This window comes from Streptomyces sp. NPDC001135, assembly GCF_053598395.1.
The window spans coordinates 1-14,027 of the sequence record NZ_JBSFKD010000014.1; the positions used below are offsets into that span (position 1 = coordinate 1).

At 72.9% G+C, this 14,027-nt stretch carries 10 protein-coding genes and 1 pseudogene; 5 read left to right on the plus strand and 6 right to left on the minus strand.

What is annotated here, in order from left to right:
- The 3 genes and pseudogenes from ACWC94_RS18560 to ACWC94_RS18570 form a co-directional block, all read right to left on the minus strand.
- Window positions 1–200 (minus strand): annotated as a pseudogene (locus tag ACWC94_RS18560) (poly-gamma-glutamate synthase PgsB); the annotation flags it as partial.
- 66 nt (window positions 201–266) lie between these two features.
- Window positions 267–2,198: a HAMP domain-containing protein gene (locus tag ACWC94_RS18565; RefSeq protein ID WP_450797685.1), complete on the minus strand. Its 1,932-nt coding sequence runs from the start codon at window positions 2,196–2,198 to the stop codon at window positions 267–269.
- 624 nt (window positions 2,199–2,822) lie between these two features.
- Window positions 2,823–3,548, minus strand: a complete 726-nt coding sequence (locus ACWC94_RS18570) for a sulfite exporter TauE/SafE family protein (protein WP_450797686.1) — start codon at window positions 3,546–3,548, stop codon at window positions 2,823–2,825.
- A 195-nt stretch (window positions 3,549–3,743) separates the two neighbouring features.
- Here ACWC94_RS18570 and ACWC94_RS18575 point away from each other — a divergent pair, with 195 nt between their 5' ends.
- The 4 genes from ACWC94_RS18575 (at window position 3,744) to ACWC94_RS18590 (ending at window position 8,340) form a co-directional block, all read left to right on the plus strand.
- On the plus strand, window positions 3,744–5,015 hold the full coding sequence (locus tag ACWC94_RS18575) for an aspartate kinase (RefSeq protein ID WP_450797687.1): 1,272 nt from the start codon (window positions 3,744–3,746) through the stop codon (window positions 5,013–5,015).
- 16 nt (window positions 5,016–5,031) lie between these two features.
- Complete coding sequence (locus ACWC94_RS18580) at window positions 5,032–6,093, plus strand: aspartate-semialdehyde dehydrogenase (protein WP_450797688.1); 1,062 nt, start codon at window positions 5,032–5,034, stop codon at window positions 6,091–6,093.
- Window positions 6,094–6,406: 313 nt separating this feature from the next.
- Window positions 6,407–7,090: a SigE family RNA polymerase sigma factor gene (locus tag ACWC94_RS18585; RefSeq protein WP_450797689.1), complete on the plus strand. Its 684-nt coding sequence runs from the start codon at window positions 6,407–6,409 to the stop codon at window positions 7,088–7,090.
- Window positions 7,091–7,218: 128 nt separating this feature from the next.
- Window positions 7,219–8,340, plus strand: coding sequence for a hypothetical protein (locus ACWC94_RS18590; RefSeq protein WP_450797690.1), 1,122 nt, complete (start codon window positions 7,219–7,221; stop codon window positions 8,338–8,340).
- 60 nt (window positions 8,341–8,400) lie between these two features.
- Here ACWC94_RS18590 and ACWC94_RS18595 read toward each other — a convergent pair whose 3' ends face one another.
- Together ACWC94_RS18595 and ACWC94_RS18600 are read right to left on the minus strand one after the other, a co-directional pair.
- Window positions 8,401–9,189, minus strand: coding sequence for an SURF1 family protein (locus ACWC94_RS18595; protein ID WP_450797691.1), 789 nt, complete (start codon window positions 9,187–9,189; stop codon window positions 8,401–8,403).
- Between the two features lie 43 nt (window positions 9,190–9,232).
- The gene (locus ACWC94_RS18600; protein WP_450797886.1) at window positions 9,233–10,012 is read right to left on the minus strand and encodes a class I SAM-dependent methyltransferase; all 780 of its coding nucleotides are present in this window, start codon (window positions 10,010–10,012) and stop codon (window positions 9,233–9,235) included.
- Window positions 10,013–10,185: 173 nt separating this feature from the next.
- On the opposite strand from ACWC94_RS18600, the gene ACWC94_RS18605 reads away from it, so the two are divergent.
- A complete protein-coding gene (locus ACWC94_RS18605; RefSeq protein ID WP_450797692.1) occupies window positions 10,186–12,003 on the plus strand; it encodes a prolyl oligopeptidase family serine peptidase in 1,818 nt (605 codons plus the stop codon).
- A 37-nt stretch (window positions 12,004–12,040) separates the two neighbouring features.
- Here the strand turns inward: ACWC94_RS18605 and ACWC94_RS18610 are convergent, their stop codons facing one another.
- Window positions 12,041–13,870: an NAD-binding protein gene (locus ACWC94_RS18610; RefSeq protein WP_450797888.1), complete on the minus strand. Its 1,830-nt coding sequence runs from the start codon at window positions 13,868–13,870 to the stop codon at window positions 12,041–12,043.
- Window positions 13,871–14,027: the final 157 nt, after the last annotated feature.

The window sequence follows — 14,027 nt, forward strand, 5'->3', positions numbered from 1 at the left end:
GTCTTGGCGACGGTGACCAGGTCACCGCCGCGCAGGGCCCCCGCGCACAGCCGGGTGATGGAGGACTTGCCGCGGATGCCGTTGACCAGCACCCGCTGGGGTATCGCGGCGAGGTTGTCGTAGTGCCTGCGCTGTTCGACCATGCCGGCGACCAGGAGGCCCAGGGAACTGATGAGAAGGACGCTGTAGAGGAAGAGCATGACCTTGCTTCTCGGGGCGGGCTCTTGAGGGGAGCGGCGGCTCAGGCGCTCTGGGACGGGAGTGGCTCAGGTGCTCTGGGACTGGGGCTGGGGCCGCCGCTCGGGGGTGGAGGTGTGGTCGCGCCGCCGCCGTCCCGCCGCGACCAGCTGCTGCCGGACGAGTTCGAGGCTGCGGGCCACGGAGCCCACCTCGTCGTGGTGGACGGGGTAGATCACACTGGTCCGGTCACCCGAGGCGAGTGCCGCCGCCGAGCGGTCGAGGGCGCGCAGCGGACGCAGGACGGCCAGCTCCAGCCAGCCCAGACAGAGCAGCATCGCCGTGAAGGCGAGCAGCCCGGCCAGCTCGGCGTGCCGCTCCGTCTCGTACGCGGCGAGGCGCGTCCAGGACAGCGGCTTGTGGGTGACGATCCGCCAGTGCAGGCCCGCGACGGCCGGTGTCCCGCTCACGTCGGCGTCGGCGGCGAGGGTGGTGCGGCCATGACCCGGCGGTGTGCTGAAGGCGATGAAGCCCTCGTTGGCAGCGATGATCCTGCCCCGCGCGTCGACCAGCCACGACCGGCCGAGGCCCGGGCGGTTCAGGACGCCGTTGAAGGTGTCCGGCCGCAGTTCGGCGAAGAGCTTGCGCCTGCCGTCGCCCACGGCCACCACGGCCGCCGAGACCGGCGTCGTGCCGGAGGTGTTGAGCTGGAGCACGGCGGGTGCACCCGGCTTCACGGACCTGGCGGCGGCGGCGCGGTCGATGCCGTACGGCGCCTCGCCGGAGCGTGTGACGACGTGGCCGCCCGCATCCACGAGGTAGAGGGAGCGCCAGGCTCCGTGGCGGCGCAGCTGCTCGGGGAGTACGGCGGAGATGCCGCCGCGGCTGTCGCCGGCGAGCTGGGCGATCGCGGAGAGGTCGGCGACGTTCTCGTCGAGGGTGCGCCGGACGCGGTCGGCGGCGGCCTGGGCGCGGTGCCGTTGGTCCTGCGCGGCCTGCGCCGGCGCCTGCGTCCGCCCTTCGGCGAAGCTGAGCAGGGGCAGCGCCACGGCCCAGGCCGTGACGAGGGCGGCGCAGCACAGGACGACGATGCGCAGACCGGCGCGGCCGGACGGCGCGGGGGCCGGGCCGGAGGCATCGCTCTCCCCGGAGAGCCGGCGGCGCAGCGACTCCAGCGACCGTCCGATCCGTGCGGCTTCCCCCCACCCGCGCACCGACACCGGACGCTCGACGTCCCCGCCCGCGAGGCGGCGTGCTTCCTGGTGCAGCCGGAGCAGCGGGCGCTGCACATGACGGACCAGCAGCCAGGTGACGAGGAGGCCTGTCGCGAGCAGCACACCCGCCGCCACGGGGCCGATGAGGCTGTTGCCGTGCGCGGCGGTCCCGGCCGGTACCGGAACCGCCGTGGCCACGGAGAGCCCGAGCCCGTGGACGCGGTCGCCGTCGGGCACGGCCGCGCGTCCGATGACGAGATAGCCCCGGCCCGCGCGGCGCAGGTCGACCTTTCCGTCCTCGACTGCCGTACGCAGGGCGGCATGGGTGGCGTTCTTGCCGACGGCGGCGATGATGTGGCCGCCGCTGTCGGTGACGAAGGTGGAGCGGGCGTCCTGCTCGCTCGGCAGGCGCAGTGTCGCGGACGAGACGACCAGCCGGCTCTTGCCCGCGGCTCCGTCGAGAGAGGCGAAGGACAGCAACCGGGGAGCGCCGGAACGACCGGCGACGAGCCGGGGCCGCAGTCCACCGCTGCCACGGCCGGCCGCGGTGAGTCCGTCGAGCGGCACGGCCTCTCCGCGCGCGGCGAGCAGCCGGCCCGAGCCGGTGTCCACGACGGCGAGCCCGCGCCACTTGGAGTAGACGTTCGTCAGGGACGTCAGGATCGCGTCAGGGCTTTTCCGGCTGCCACCGCCGAGCAGCCCGACGGCATCGTGCAGATCCTGTGCGCTCTGTTCCAGGGACGCTCCCAGGGAAAGCGCGGAATCGGTCGCGATATCCCTCTGGGACTCGGAGACGGCGCGGGACACGTCATGGTCCTGAGAATTCCCGACAGTAAATATGGTCAGGGCGCAAACGGCCGCCAAGAGGCTCGGTAACAGGGCTATGGGCGGGCGGACACCACCGAGCAGCGGCATGTCGGCGCGCCGGCGTCGCACCTTGTGGGGGTGAGGGGCAGGCTTCTCTGCCTGCATGAGAACACTCCTGAACAGTCAGAACGCAGCTTGCATGGAGATGCCGGCGGTGTCCGCGACCGCCCCGGGGGCGACGTTCGCAACCACAGCTGCAGGCGACCTCCAAGACGGGGGAAGCCATGAGCGGGTTCCTCGACTACCGCAAATTTCCCGTCAGTTGAGCCTGTGACGGGTGCCACATGATCTGACCGCAACCCGTGTCGGCGCCCGCTTCTCATACAGAGGTGAACCGCGAATTCACGAACGAGCCCTCCAGCCCGATTCCCGGCGCGGCGAAACCACGCTGATTACGCACGCGCACTCGTCGAGAGCCGCTACCCGCCCGCTCGCCGGCGAACTTCCGGCCGACCCAGAGGTTGTCGGCCGGGCGGTCCGCGCGGGCGAAGCCGTGCCGGGCGCCCGGGTAGGTCACCAGAAGGGCGTTCGTCGTCGGGCGGTGCGGACGTGGCCGGAGCGGGGTCAGCTCGCCCGCATTCCCCACAGCCCCTTCGTCATCGCCGTCGCGCCGCCCGCCAGGGACAGCAGGAGGACCAGGTGGCGGGCCCGGCGTTCGGGGAGGCGGCCGGCGACGGCGTGGCCGATCACCGCGCCGGTCGTCAGCGCGACGCAGACGGCCGCCCACTGCAGGCCGGTCAGGCTGGGCGTGCCGTTCGCGGCGACCGAGAACGCGTTGACGGCGACGCCGTAGAACTGGGCGTTGGGCACGAACTCCCGTACCGTCCAGCTGGCGTTGAGGGCGTAGAGGGACACCGGCGGGCCGCCCACGCCGGCCGCCGCGTTCATGAAGCCGCCCAGGGCGCCGGCCGTCACCGCTCCCTTGCCGCCCCGCAGGGCCGCCACCCGGGTGCCGCGCATCACCAGCAGGACGGCCGCCGTCACCAGGCCGCCCATCACCAGCAGCAGGACCGGGCGCGGGAGCTGGCGGGTCATCCAGGCGCCCGCCGGGACCGTGCAGGCCGCTGCCAGGCACAGCGGCACCATCGCCGCCGGCCGGACGCGGCGCCAGCCGCCCGCGAGGCCCACGACGCTGATGGCCCCGGCGGCGCAGTTGGCGAGCACCACCCCGTCGGCGGGGCCGAGCAGCAGTACCAGCGCCGGTACGGCGACCAGCGCGAAGCCCATGCCGGTCAGCCACTGCACGCATCCGCCGAGCAGGACGATCCCGGCGAGCAGCGCTTCCGTCATGTCATGCCCCCCTCATGGCCGTGCACGCTAGCGGTGCTCGCTGTGACCCGGGGCACTTTCCGCGTGGTCCCCGGTGCGGTGGGCAAGAGCCCTTCCGGAGCGACCGGCCGACGTCTCACCATGCGGGAGCACGGTGGTGGAATTCGGGCGCTCGTTAGACTGAGCCGACACAAACGAACCGAGCGAGGAGCGCACGTGGGCCTTGTCGTGCAGAAGTACGGAGGCTCCTCCGTAGCCGATGCCGAAGGCATCAAGCGCGTCGCCAAGCGGATCGTGGAAGCGAAGAAGAACGGCAACCAGGTTGTCGTCGTCGTTTCCGCGATGGGCGACACGACGGACGAGCTGATCGATCTCGCCGAGCGGGTTTCTCCGATGCCTGCCGGGCGGGAATTCGACATGCTGCTGACCGCCGGAGAGCGGATCTCCATGGCCCTGCTGGCGATGGCGATCAAAAACCTGGGTCACGAGGCCCAGTCCTTCACCGGCAGCCAGGCCGGCGTCATCACCGACTCGGTCCACAACAAAGCACGGATCATCGACGTCACGCCGGGCCGGATCCGCGAGTCCCTGGACAAGGGCAACATCGCGATCGTCGCCGGTTTCCAGGGCGTCAGCCAGGACAAGAAGGACATCACCACCCTGGGGCGCGGTGGGTCCGACACCACGGCCGTGGCGCTCGCCGCCGCGCTCGACGCCGAGGTCTGCGAGATCTACACCGACGTCGACGGCGTGTTCACCGCCGACCCGCGCGTCGTGAAGAAGGCGAAGAAGATCGACTGGATCTCCTTCGAGGACATGCTGGAGCTCGCGGCCTCCGGCTCCAAGGTGCTGCTCCACCGCTGTGTGGAGTACGCCCGCCGCTACAACATCCCGATCCACGTGCGGTCGTCCTTCAGCGGACTGCAGGGCACCTGGGTCAGCAGTGAGCCGATTGGGGACAAGCAGGTGGAGCAGGCCATCATCTCCGGTGTCGCGCACGACACCTCCGAGGCCAAGATCACGGTCGTCGGCGTGCCGGACAAGCCGGGTGAGGCCGCCGCGATCTTCCGGGCCATCGCCGACGCCGAGATCAACATCGACATGGTCGTGCAGAACGTGTCCGCCGCCTCCACCGGCCTGACGGACATCTCCTTCACGCTGCCGAAGACCGAGGGTCGCAAGGCCATCGACGCGCTGGAGAAGAGCCGCTCCGGCATCGGCTTCGAGTCGCTGCGCTACGACGACCAGATCGGCAAGATCTCGCTGGTCGGCGCCGGTATGAAGACCAACCCGGGCGTCACCGCCTCCTTCTTCGAGGCGCTGAGCGACGCGGGCGTGAACATCGAGCTGATCTCGACCTCCGAGATCCGTATCTCGGTCGTCACCCGCAAGGACGACGTGCCGGAGGCCGTCCGTGCCGTGCACACCGCTTTCGGGCTCGACTCCGACACCGACGAGGCCGTCGTCTACGGCGGCACCGGCCGGTGAGCGCGGGTACCGGCCGATGACCGGCAAGCCGACGCTCGCGGTCGTGGGAGCGACCGGGGCCGTCGGCGCGGTCATGCTCCAGATCCTGTCGCAGCGTGCGGACATCTGGGGCGAGATCCGCCTGATCGCCTCCCCGCGCTCGGCCGGCCGCAAGCTGGCCGTGCGCGGCGAGGAGGTCGAGGTGGCGGCCCTGAGCGAAGAGGCCTTCGACGGGGTCGACGTCGCGATGTTCGACGTCCCCGACGAGGTCGCCGCCGAGTGGGCGCCGATCGCCGCCGCGCGCGGTGCGGTCGTCGTCGACAACTCCGCCGCCTTCCGGCTGGACCCCGAGGTGCCGCTCGTCGTACCCGAGGTCAATCCGCACGCCGTACGGACCCGGCCGCGCGGGATCGTCGCCAACCCCAACTGCACGACCCTGACGATGATCGTCGCCCTGGGCGCGCTGCACGCCGAGTTCGGGCTGCGCGAGCTGGTGGTGTCGTCGTACCAGGCGGTGAGCGGGGCCGGACGGGCCGGTGTGGAGACCCTCAGGGCGCAGCTGTCCCTGGTGGCCGGGACCGAGCTGGGGACCAAGCCCGGCGACGTACGGCGGGCCGTCGGCGAGGACACCGGGCCGTTCCCGGACCCGGTCGCGCTGAACGTCGTCCCCTGGGCCGGGTCGCTGCGGGAGGACGGCTGGTCGTCGGAGGAGATGAAGGTCCGCGACGAGGCCCGCAAGATCCTCGGGCTGCCGCAGCTGCCGGTCGCCGTGACCTGTGTGCGCGTCCCGGTGATCACCACCCACTCGCTGACCGTGCACGCCCGCTTCCAGGGTGAGGTGACGGTCGACCGGGCCCGGGAGATCCTCGCGACGGCGCCCGGTGTGGTGCTGTGCGACGACCCGGCCGCCGGCGAGTTCCCCACCCCCGCCGACGTCGTGGGCACCGACCCGACCTGGGTGGGCCGGCTGCGGCGGGCCCTGGACGATCCGACCGCGCTCGAGCTCTTCGTGTGCGGCGACAACCTCCGCAAGGGAGCCGCGCTGAACACCGCGCAGATCGCGGAGCTGGTCGCCGCGGAGTGGGACGACCGGCCCTAGGACCGTCAAGGGCCGGTTTGTAGGATCTGTGTAAGAAGTGTGGTCAGAAGCATGGTCCGAACCACTTGAAACCATTGCTCAGGGCAACAGAGGATTTCCCTCCCCGTCCCCGCAACCTCGCGGCGGACGGGGAGCGTCTTTGCGGTCACTCTTCGGGTGTGGGGACGCCGTGACCGGGTCGGGTGTGGGGACCCGTCTATATCGGATATAAGGGAAGAGCGGGACGCATGACGGCACTTGAGGCACGGCCGGTTGTCGCACATGTGACGCCCGGCACGTACAACCCTGGCGGGGGCGGACGTGTCCAACTGGCGTGGCAGAGGTACTCGAACTCAGTGCGGCCCGCGGCACGGCGGCTCTCCGGCCGCCCCGTGCGGCGCTCCGGCCCCGCACGCCCGGCGGCATGCCGGTGATCGCGCCCATGCCCGCAGCGCGGCCCGCCCGCATACCCAGTCAGCGTGACGGCGCCGAGGAGACCGCGGCCACCACCGCGACCGAGGCCGCCGGTACCACCGTCGACCACCTCACCGAGACCTACCGGGCGCACTACCGCTCGCTGCTCGGCCTCGCCGCGCTGCTCCTCGACGACACCGCCTCCTGCGAGGACGTCGTCCAGGAGGCCTTCATCCGCGTGCACTCGGCCCGCAAGCGCGTCCGCGACCCCGAGAAGACCCTCGCGTACCTCCGCCAGACGGTCGTCAACCTCTCCCGCTCGACCCTGCGCCGCCGCATCCTCGGCCTGAAGCTGCTCTCCAAGCCGATGCCGGACATGGCGAGCGCGGAGGAGGGCGCCTACGACCAGCTGGAGCGCCGCGACCTCATCAAGGCGATGAAGGGCCTGCAGCGCCGCCAGCGCGAGGTCCTGGTCCTGCGCTACTTCGCGGACATGACCGAGGCCCAGGTCGCCGAGTCCCTCGGGATCTCCCTGGGTTCGGTGAAGGCGTACGGGTCGCGGGGCATCGCCGCGCTGCGGGTGGCCATGGAGGCACCGGCATGAGCGAGCGAGCCGAAGGGGGCGATTCCGATGAACGCCACTCCCACGAACGTCACGAGCCCTTCGCCTGGCACGAACCGACGAAGCGGGACGAGCAAGAGCACACGCAATCGCACGCTGGGAACAGAACTGTGAACCACGGCCCCGACGAGAAGGGCCCCGAGGGCCGCCGCCAGGGTCCCGCCGGGTCCGAAGCGGACCGGCCCGAAGCGGAATCGGACGGGCTCGGTGCGGACGAGCTGGCGTTGCGCCGGATGCTGCACTCCGCCGTCGACGACATCGAGCCGCGCGTCGGCACGCTGGACCATCTGCGCCGGGCCGTCCCCGCGCGGCGGGCCCGCAAGCGGCACGCCGCCGTCGGCATGGCCGCCGCGGCCCTGTTCATCGGCACCGCGATCCCCGCGCTCGTCCACGTCTCCCACTCCAGCGACACCGACTACGACACCGCCATGGCCGGCCAGTCCACCCAGGCCCAGGGCGGCAGCGGGCACAGCAAGGACGAGGGCGGCGGCGACAAGGGCTCCCAGACGGGCACCGGCAGCGCGAGCGCCCAGCCCGGCAGGGAGTCCGGCAAGCCCGGTGAGAAGGGCAAGCCCGGCGGCGGCACCACCGGTTCGACCGGCGGAGCCAACCCGTCCGCCACCCTCACCGCGGGCGGCCTGCCCCCGTGCTCGGCGGCCCAGCTGGGCTCCGCCACCGGCACCGCCGACGTCCCCAACTCCGCGGGCGTGGTCTACGGCACGTTCCGCGTCGTCAACACCTCCTCCGCCCCCTGTACCGTCGCCGGTGCGGGCACCATCACCCCCACCGCGGTGGGCGCGGCCGACCAGGCCAAGATCGGCACCGCCCGGCACACGGCCGGGGACGCGGCGACCGAACTGCCCGACCCCTCGCTCGAGGTCACCGGGCTGCTCCTGCAGCCGGGCGCGGCCTACGAGGAGAAGTTCGCCTTCGTGCCCTCGGAGACCTGCCCCACCACCGGCGGCGACAACACCACCACCACCGGCGGCTCGGACTCGGGCCAGCCGTCGCCGGACCCGACCCCCACCCAGGACGCGAACGCCTCCGGCGGCTCGGCCGACAGCGGGGGCGCGGGGGGTACCACGACCCAGCTGACGACCGAGGACGGTACGGCGGACGGGAGCGTGCAGATCACCCACACCGCGCAGGGCGGCTCACCCACGGCCACGGCGACGGTGACCGGGCAGTGCGCGGGGACCGTGATCTACACCGGGGTACTGGCGGGTGCGTAGCGCCCTCGTCGTGCGGGCCGGCGTCCGTGCGAACCCGCACCCGGCCCCCACCGGTGCCGGTCAGCCGCTCACCACGGGCGCCGGGGTCTCCTCCACCGCCAGGCCCAGCGCGGCGTCCCGCGCGGCCTCGGCCTCCCGCCGCAGCAGCCGGAACCACATGAAGACCACGAAGCCGGCGAAGACGAACCACTCCCCGGTGTAGCCCAGGTTCTGGAACGCCTTGAGATCCAGCCCGGTACCGTCCGGCGCCGTCGCCGGCACGGCCGTCATCCCGGGACCGGCCCGGTCGAGGGTGACCCAGGCGTCGTACAGCCGGTCCGGCACCAGGTTCACCAGCGACGCCGAGCTGATCGCCGCCGTCTGTCCCGCCGGCAGCCCGCCCTGTGCGCTGACGCCGTTGTCCCCGGGCGTCTCGGACGCCTGCAGCGCGCCGGTGACGGTGACCTCACCGCGCGGCGGCGCGGGCGCCTTCCCCGCGTCCGCCCTGCCCGGCAGCCAGCCCCGCACCACCGGCAGGGACTTGCCGGAGCCGGTGCGCAGCAGGGTGAGGACGTAGAAACCGTTCTTGCCGTCCAGCTGCCGGCCGGGCACCAGCAGCTGCTTGCCGTAGTGCCCGCTCGCGGTGACCCGGCGGCCCGAGGTGGCCTTGTCGACGGGCAGCATCGCCTCCAGCGGGCGCGCGGCCTCCCGCCGGCCGGTCGAGGCCTGTTCGGTCGCGGCCCGGTGGTCCTGGACGCGCCCCTCGAACCGGCTCAGCTGCCAGGACCCCATGAAGACGCAGAACGGGATGGCGAGCAGCACGAAGACGTTGATGCCCCACCAGCGGGGTGTCAGCAGAAACCGGTACACGCCCCCCACGGTACGGCGCCCGGGCCGCGTCCCCGTCCGCGGGTCAGCCCTTGGTGGCCCGGAGCGAGTAGATCAGCGGGACGCGCGGGTGGTCCGCCGGGAAGCGGTGGTAGCCGTCCCGGACTTCGAAGTTCCCGAAGCGCGGGAAGACCGACACGTCGTGTTCGTGCAGGAATTCGATGCGCAGCCCGGTCGCGGCGAGTGCGGAGACGACGTCGCCGAGGGTGTGCTGCCACTGCACACTGCGGTTGTGGACGGTCGCGGCGTCCGGGTCGGCGTAGGTGCCGGGCTCGTCCCACACCTGCCCGTCGCGGGCGAAGTAGTCGCGCACGATCCGCGTGCCGGTCGCGTCGTCCAGGGCGTCGGTGATCGGGTGGAACTCGGCCAGGTACAGGAAGCCGCCGGTCGCGACGAGCGAGGCGGCCGTCTCGGCCCAGCGGCGGATGTCGGGCAGCCAGCACAGTGCGCCGAGCCCGGTGTAGACGATGTCGTACGACGCCTCGGGCACCGCCCGGGCCGCGTCGTACACGTCGCTGGTGACGAAGGCGGCGCGCTCCGGGCCGTGGCCGAGGTCGGCGGCGAGGGAGCGGGCGGCCTCCACGGCCGGGGCGGAGAAGTCCAGGCCCACGACGCGGGCGGCGCCGCGCCGCGCCCAGGAGAGGGTGTCGGTGCCGATGTGGCACTGCAGGTGCAGCAGCGTCTTCCCCGTGACGTCCCCGACCTCCTCCGTCTCGAAGTCCCGCAGGACGTCCGGGTGGGCCCGGAAGCCGTCGAGGTCGTAGAACCCGCCGGCGACGTGGACCGGAACCCGTTCGTCCCACATGGCCTGGTTGGTCTCGCGCCAGCCCTCGGGGACGGAACCTTCGGGGACGGAGCCCTCGGGGACGGGCGAGGTGGTGGTGGGAACGCTCATGATCGGAAAGTTATCCACAGGCTGGGCGCACCCGCCACCCAATTGTCGGCGCGGCCAGGCACTATGGGCGCATGACTGGGGCCATGAGTGAGAGCAAGGAGCCGGGTGCGCGGGACGCGGCCGGCATGCCGGACTGGGAGAAGCGCTTCCGGGCGCCGCGGGTGTCACTGCCCGACTGGGCGGAGGACGCGCCGGACCGCTCCCTGTTCGTGTCGAACGCGACGGGCACGTACGAGCTGTACGCCTGGGACCGTGCGACGGGCGAGCAGCGTCAGGCGACGTTCCGGCCGAACGGCACGACGGACGGTGTGCTCTCCCCGGACGGCGCCTGGATCTGGTGGTTCGACGACAAGGACGGCGACGAGTTCGGCATCTGGCGCCGCCAGCCCTTCGGCGGAGGGGCCGACGAGCCCGCCGTCCCGGGCCTCGCACCCTCCTACCCGGCCGGTCTCGCCCTGGCCCGCGACGGCCGCACCGCGGTCGTCGGCCGCTCCACGGACGAGGACGGCACGACGCTCCACCTCGCCCGCGAGGGGGCGGACCCGGTGGAGATCTACCGGCACCGCGAGTCGGCGGGCGTCGGCGACCTCTCGCACGACGGCTCCATGATCGCCGTCGAGCACACCGAGCACGGTGACGCCATGCACGCGGCGCTGCGTGTGCTCCGCCCGGACGGCACGCCGGTGGCCGAGCTGGACGACACCAGGGGCGGCACCGAGGAACTGGGCCTGGAGGTGCTGGGCTTCGCACCGGTCGACGGCGACACCCGCCTGCTCATCGGCCATCAGCGCCGGGGCCGCTGGGAGCCGATGGTGTGGGACGTGGCGACGGGCGAGGAGACCGACCTCGCCCTGGACCTCCCCGGCGACGTCGGCGCGGAGTGGTACCCGGACGGCTCGGCCCTGCTCATCGCCCACGGCTTCGAGGCCCGCAGCGAACTGTTCCGCTACGACCTGGCGAGCCGTGAGCTGACCCGCATCCCCACCCCGCCCGGCACGGTCTCCGGCGCGACGGCCCGCCCGGACGGCAGCGTGGAGTACCTGTGGTCGTCGGCGGCCGAACCCCCGGCGGTGCGGTCCACCTCCGGTGGTGTGGTGCTGGATCCCCCCGGCATGGCCTGCCCGCCGTCGGTGCCGGTGGAGGACGCGTGGGTGGAGGGCCCCGGCGGGCGCATCCACGCACTGATCCAGAAGCCGGCGGGTGCGAGCGGCCCCCTGCCGACGGTCTTCGACCTGCACGGCGGCCCGACCTGGCACGACAGCGACTCCTTCGCCGCGGGCCCGGCCGCCTGGGTCGACCAGGGCTACGCCGTGATCCGCATCAACTACCGCGGCTCCACCGGCTACGGCCGCGCCTGGACCGACGCCCTCAAGCACCGGGTCGGCCTGATCGAGCTGGAGGACGTCGCCGCGGTCCGGGACTGGGCGGTGTCCTCGGGTCTCGCCGATCCGGCCCGCCTGATCCTCACCGGCGCCTCCTGGGGCGGCTATCTCACCCTGCTCGGCCTCGGCACCCAGCCCGAGGCGTGGACACTGGGGATCGCGGTCGTGCCCGTCGCGGACTACGTCACCGCGTACCACGACGAGATGGAGGCCCTGAAGGCCATGGACCGCACCCTGCTGGGCGGCACCCCGGAGGAGGTCCCCGAGCGTTTCGAGGCGTCGTCCCCGCTGACCTACGTCGACGAGGTCAAGGCCCCGGTCTACATCTCGGCGGGCGTCAACGACCCGCGCTGCCCGATCCGTCAGATCGACAACTACGTCAAGCGCCTGGAGGCGAGAGGCGCGACCCACGAGGTGTACCGCTACGACGCCGGGCACGGCTCCCTGGTGGTGGACGAGCGGATCAGGCAGGTGGGACTGGAGATGGACTTCGCGAAGCGGTGGCTGGGTGCTTCCTGAGTGAACCAGCCGGGTGGGCGGGTGGGAGGCCGTGCGGTCACCGCAACTCCGCCAGGCCTCTCCGGGTCGCGGCCACCACCACCCGGTCCCCCTTCTCCAGCACATGGCCGGGCGCCGTGTCCGCCCGGCCCTCCAGCGCCAGGACCCGCCAGGACCCGGCCCGGAAGGCGTCCCCTACCGTCCGGCCCTCCAGCTGGGGATGCCCGGCGACGTCGACCGCGGCGAACAGCAGCACCCTGCGCTCCACCGCGACAGCGCCGAGCACCTGCCGCCCGAGCATCGCCCCGGCGAACGCGGGCGCGGCCAGATGCGTGACGCTCCGGCTCCGGGTCAGCGCATGCGGGTAGGCGGCCCGCAGGGTGCGGTACACGGCGGTGGCGAAGTCGTCGTCGTACAGCCGCAGCACCACCCGCAGATCGGGCCGTACGGACCGCGCGTACAGCACGGCCTCCAGGTTCGTGGTGTCCGCGCTGGTCACGGCGAGCAGCGCGTACGCCCGGTGGATCTTGGCGGACTCCAGCACCCCTTCCTGGGTGACGTCCCCGAACACCACCGGCACCCGCAGCCGCCGCGCGGTCGCAAGGCCCCGCGCCTCCGGGTCGGACTCGACGCACACGACGGGGATGTTCAGTTCCCGCAGCCGGGTCAGCACCCGGGTGCCGATCTTGCCGAGCCCGAGCAGCACCACATGCCCGCCGAGTCCACGCGGCGGTTTGCGCAGGGCGGAAGCGGTGCGGAAGGTGCCCAGCGCCTCCAGCACGGCGGCCAGCAGCACCGGAAGCAGCAGCAACCCGACGAGCCCGGAGAGGAGTTGGAGGATCTGCCGGCCCAACGGGGCCCCGATGGCGGGGTTGTCGATCGCGAACAGGTCGAGCAGGGTGTAGTAGAAGGCACGCAGCGGATGGATCCCCGGCGTGACCACCCACAGGGCGACGGCGAGCGCGACCACGCACGCCGTCGCGCCCGCCAGCGACCACCGCAGCCGCCGGGAGAACAGCGAGGCGAGCGGCGGTACGCCGCCGCGACCGGGCGCGGACGGCTCCCCGCCGCCCGCCGACGACACCTGTTCCAGCACCACGGCCGGCCGCCCGCCGGCCTGCCGTACCTCGTCGTCGTCCGGCAGCAGCCGCGGCTCCTGCTCCCCGCCGCCCTCGGGCCCGTCCCCGCCGGCGGCGTCCGTGCCCGCCGGGGAGAGCAGGGCGAGCGTGCACAGCCCGGATCCGGCCGACGGCCGTTCGACGGCGCGCAGCAGCAGCCCCTCGGTCTGCACGACCTTGCTGGTGCCGGCGACGGCGGTGGCGGCCAGTGCGGGTGCGGCGGTGTCGGCGTCGGACAGCACGGTGGTGGACGCGTCCGAGCCGCCCTCACCGTTGCCGGCGGCCAGCGCGGCAGCCTGGTCGAGGAGTTCCTCGATGTGCTGACCGAGCCGGCGGTTGTAGAGCCGCAGGACGAGCCGCAGCCGGGGGTTGAGCCGACGGGCGGTCAGCGCGGCCCGGATGTTGGTCTCGTCGTCGTCGAAGACGAGGGCGAGTGCGGCGGCCCGTTCGACTCCGGCCTCGGCGAGCACGGCCTCGGTGACCTCGACGGCCTCCAACACCCGTGCGCCCTCACCCCCGTTGCCGCCGCTGCCCGCGCCGCCGGTGCCCGTGGGCGTCGCGGTGTGTGCGGATCCGGCGCCGCCGCGGCCGACGGCGGCGCTCACCACGCGGTCGAACAGCGCGGCCGACGCGGAGCGGGACCGTCCGACCACCGGAGGTCTGGCGGTGCGCTCGTTCGGCGGCACCACGAGGGTGACCTGCTCGCCGTAGACCCCGCGCAACTCGGCGGCCAGCCGGTGCGCGAGCCCGTCGTCACCGCACACCACCATGTGCGCCGGCGGGGCACCGGGCCCCCCTTGATACGGAACGCTCGCCACAAGGGGAAAGAGTGCCCCAAGGACACGGGTGGTTCCAGCCGCCCCCTGAACGCCCGCGTTCCGCCCCGCGTACTGAGGGGGAGGGAGCCAGCACAGCCGGAGGTATCCA